Origin of the sequence: Sphingomonas sp., from assembly GCF_048594985.1 — a bacterium.
Classification (GTDB): Bacteria; Pseudomonadota; Alphaproteobacteria; order Sphingomonadales; family Sphingomonadaceae; genus Sphingomonas_I.
This window is the reverse complement of record NZ_JBMDXG010000279.1, coordinates 1-3,321: the sequence shown is the minus strand read 5'-3', so window position 1 is coordinate 3,321 and position 3,321 is coordinate 1. Positions and strand designations below refer to the sequence as shown.

General features: G+C 67.0%; 3 protein-coding genes. 1 reads left to right on the top strand and 2 read right to left on the bottom strand.

The features are described from left to right. Window positions 1-90: 90 nt before the first annotated feature. Window positions 91-384, bottom strand: a complete 294-nt coding sequence (locus tag ACOJSF_RS11300) for a GIY-YIG nuclease family protein (protein ID WP_420142300.1) — start codon at window positions 382-384, stop codon at window positions 91-93. Window positions 385-647: 263 nt separating this feature from the next. Further along, complete coding sequence (locus ACOJSF_RS11295) at window positions 648-1,706, bottom strand: ribonucleotide-diphosphate reductase subunit beta (protein WP_420142299.1); 1,059 nt, start codon at window positions 1,704-1,706, stop codon at window positions 648-650. Between the two features lie 219 nt (window positions 1,707-1,925). On the opposite strand from ACOJSF_RS11295, the gene ACOJSF_RS11290 reads away from it, so the two are divergent. After that, on the top strand, window positions 1,926-3,321 hold a 1,396-nt coding region (locus tag ACOJSF_RS11290), incomplete at its 3' end, for an AMP-binding protein (protein WP_420142298.1).

Genomic DNA, 3,321 nt, shown 5'->3' with positions numbered 1-3,321 from the left:
CTGATTGGGGCCACCGCGCCTCACGCCGGCCGGCGCGCGCCGCGATAGACATGGGTCCCTGCCTGCGCAGGGACGACGATCGATGGGACGTCACTGGTTGATCATGTCCCACAGGTCGCGCCAGTCGGGGTTGGCCTTGCCGATCAGGTTGAGTTTCCAGGCGCGCTTCCAGGCCTTGAGTGCCTTTTCGCGCGCGATCGCTTCGTCGATGCGGGCGTGGGGCTCGGTATAGATTAGTTGCGTGAGCTTGTGTCGGCGGCAGAAATCGGAGCCGGTGCCGTTCCGATGCTGACCGACGCGCGCGACGAGGTCGCTTGTCACCCCGATATAGAGCGTCCCGCTCGGCCCGTTGGTCATGATGTAAACCCAGGCGCGGGAGTCCATGCGGTCAGGCTATCATGCGGGCCGTGCCGTACAAGCCTCCACGATCCGTCGCCCCTGCGAAGGCAGGGGCCTATCGCTCGGGCGTCGCGTGGTGCCGCCCGCTAAGCCACCGTGCCCCCGCCTATCATCGCCTACCGCACGAGACATGGATCCCTGCCTGCGCAGGGATGACGGGAGAAAGCGCTGACCGTCGTCCTTTGCAGGAAGGACGAACTCTGCGGTTCGGTTGTCATCGCCGGCCAGATGACCGGGCGCGCGGCGTCTTACTCCGCCGCCACCCCAGTCGGGCCGAACAGGCCGCCGCTTTCGCCGTCCTCCTCATTCGCGGCTTCGCTCGCGGCCTTGGCGGCCTTGCGGCGGTCGAAGCTGTCCCACACGTCGCTCCATTCGCCGCGCGTCGCCGCCTTCGAATATTCGGTCGCGCGGGTTTCGAAGAAGTTGGCGTGTTCGACCCCGTTGAGCAGGGGCGCGAGCCAGGGGAGGGGGTGTTCCTCGATCATGTAGATCGGCTTGAGGCCGAGCTGGCCCAGGCGCCAGTCGGCGATGTAGCGGACATAGCGCTTGATGTCCTTCGGCGTCATGCCATTGACCGGGCCCATTTCGAACACCAGGTCGATGAACGCATCCTCGATCTGCACCGTCTTGTGGCACATGTCGGTGATATCCTGCTTCACCGCGGGGGTGAGGCAGCCGCGTTCCTGGCAGAAAGCGTGGAACAGGCGGATGATGCCCTCGCAATGGAGCGTCTCGTCGCGCACCGACCAGCTGACGATCTGGCCCATGCCCTTCATCTTGTTGAAGCGCGGGAAGTTCATCAGCATCGCGAAGCTGGCGAAGAGCTGCAGCCCTTCGGTGAAGCCGCCGAACATGGCGAGCGTGCGGGCGATATCCTCGTCGCTGTCGACGCCGAACTGCTGCAGGTAATCGTGCTTGTCCTTCATCTCCTTATACTGGAGGAAGGCCGAATATTCGCTTTCGGGCATGCCGATCGTGTCGAGCAGGTGGCTGTAGGCCGCGATGTGGACCGTTTCCATGTTGCTGAACGCGGTCAGCATCATCTTGACCTCGGTCGGCTTGAACACGCGGCCGTATTTTTCGTGGTAGCAATCCTGCACCTCGACATCCGCCTGCGTGAAGAAGCGGAAGATCTGCGTCAGCAGGTTGCGCTCGTGATCGGTCAGCTTCTGCGCCCAGTCGCGGCAATCCTCGCCCAGCGGCACCTCCTCCGGCAGCCAGTGGAGCTGTTGCTGCCGCTTCCAATATTCGTAGGCCCACGGATATTCGAACGGCTTGTAGGCGCGGGAGGCCTGGAGGAGGGGCATGAAACGGGCTCCTTAGCGAATCGGCGGCCCTAAGCGAACAGGGCGGGAACGACACAAGATATATGGGTAAGGCTACGCCCATCCGCCACAAAGTCTAGGCTTGACTTGCGCCTTATCCACAGCCGTTTTGGGGCGTTCGCACATGCGGCAAGCCGGTTGGCGGGGCCCGCCGAAACGGGTAGGACCATGCGCGATCGAACAGGCCTTTCCGGGGGTAAGATGACGGGTGGAACGACGGCGCGGGTGATCGCGCTGCAGAAGGTCAGTTCGCCGGATTACCTGCGGACCGTCTTCGCCGCCTGGCGCGAGCATGCGGTGATCGCGCCGACCGACACGCCCGAGACGCTGACCCTGCCCGGCATGGCGGTGACCGACCGGGTGACGGTGCGGCCCGGCGGCGGCTGGTTCGACGAGCGGATCGCGCTGGACGACGACCCCGCGCCCGCGCAGATCAGCTTCACCTCGGGCACGACCGGCACGCCGAAGCCCGTGCTGCTGAGCCGGCGCGCGCTGAGCGACGTGACGCGGCGGCTGAACGCGATCATGGCGATCGACGACACGATCCGCGAATATGTGGGCGTGCCCGTCACCTTCTCGTTCGGGCTGGGGCGCGCGCGCGCGATCGCGGTCGCGGGCGGCAGGGCGTACCTGCCCCCCAACGGCTTCCGCCCCGACGAATTCGCGTCGATGCTGGCCGATGGCGAGGTCAACGCGCTGTCGGCGGTGCCGACGCTGCTGCGCCTGCTGATCCAGCAGCGCGACCTGTTCGTCAGCTGCGGGGCCAAGCTGCGGTGGGTCGAGATCGGCAGCCAGTATATGAGCGCGGACGAGAAGGAGGCGGTCCGCGCGATGTTCCCCAACGCGCGCATCGTCCAGCATTACGGGCTCACCGAAGCCTCGCGATCGACCTTCCTGGTGGTGAGCGAGACGAGCGGCACCGCGCTGGAGAGCGTCGGCCGGCCCGAGAGCCCGGACGCGATCCGGATCGACGACGAAGGGCGGATCGTGGTGCGCGGGCCGCACGTCGCCGATGGGATCATGACCGAGACGGGCGTAACCCCGTTCGCCGACGCGGACGGCTGGCTCACGACGAGCGACCTGGGGGCGATCGACGCCGACGGCTATGTCTATTTCAAGGGGCGCGCCGACCACCTGCTGAACGTCAGCGGGATCAAGGTGCCGGCCGAACTGTTCGAGCAGCGGCTGGCCGAGGCGCATGGCGACGCGCATGCGATCGCGGTGGCCGGGCGGCGCGATCCGCTGCGCGGCGAGGCGGTGATGGTCGCGCACCTGGCGGGCGTCGACGCGGCGCGCCTGCGCGAACGCGCGCGCGGCATCGCCGCCGGCTTCGGGCTGGGTGCTGCCGACGTGAGCCTGGTCGAGGTGCCTGAAATCCCGCGTACCGAGACGGGCAAGGTCCGGCGCCAGATCCTGACCGAACTCTATTCCGATGCCGCGCCCACGACCTCCGCGCGGCCCGCCGTGCCCGCGGCCGGCGCGGCGCTGTCGCCGCGCGAGGAGGAGATCGCGGCGATCTGGCGCGACGTGCGGGGCGTGCCGCATATCGGCCGCAACGAGACCTTCTTCGAACTGGGCGGCGATTCGCTGTCGGTGA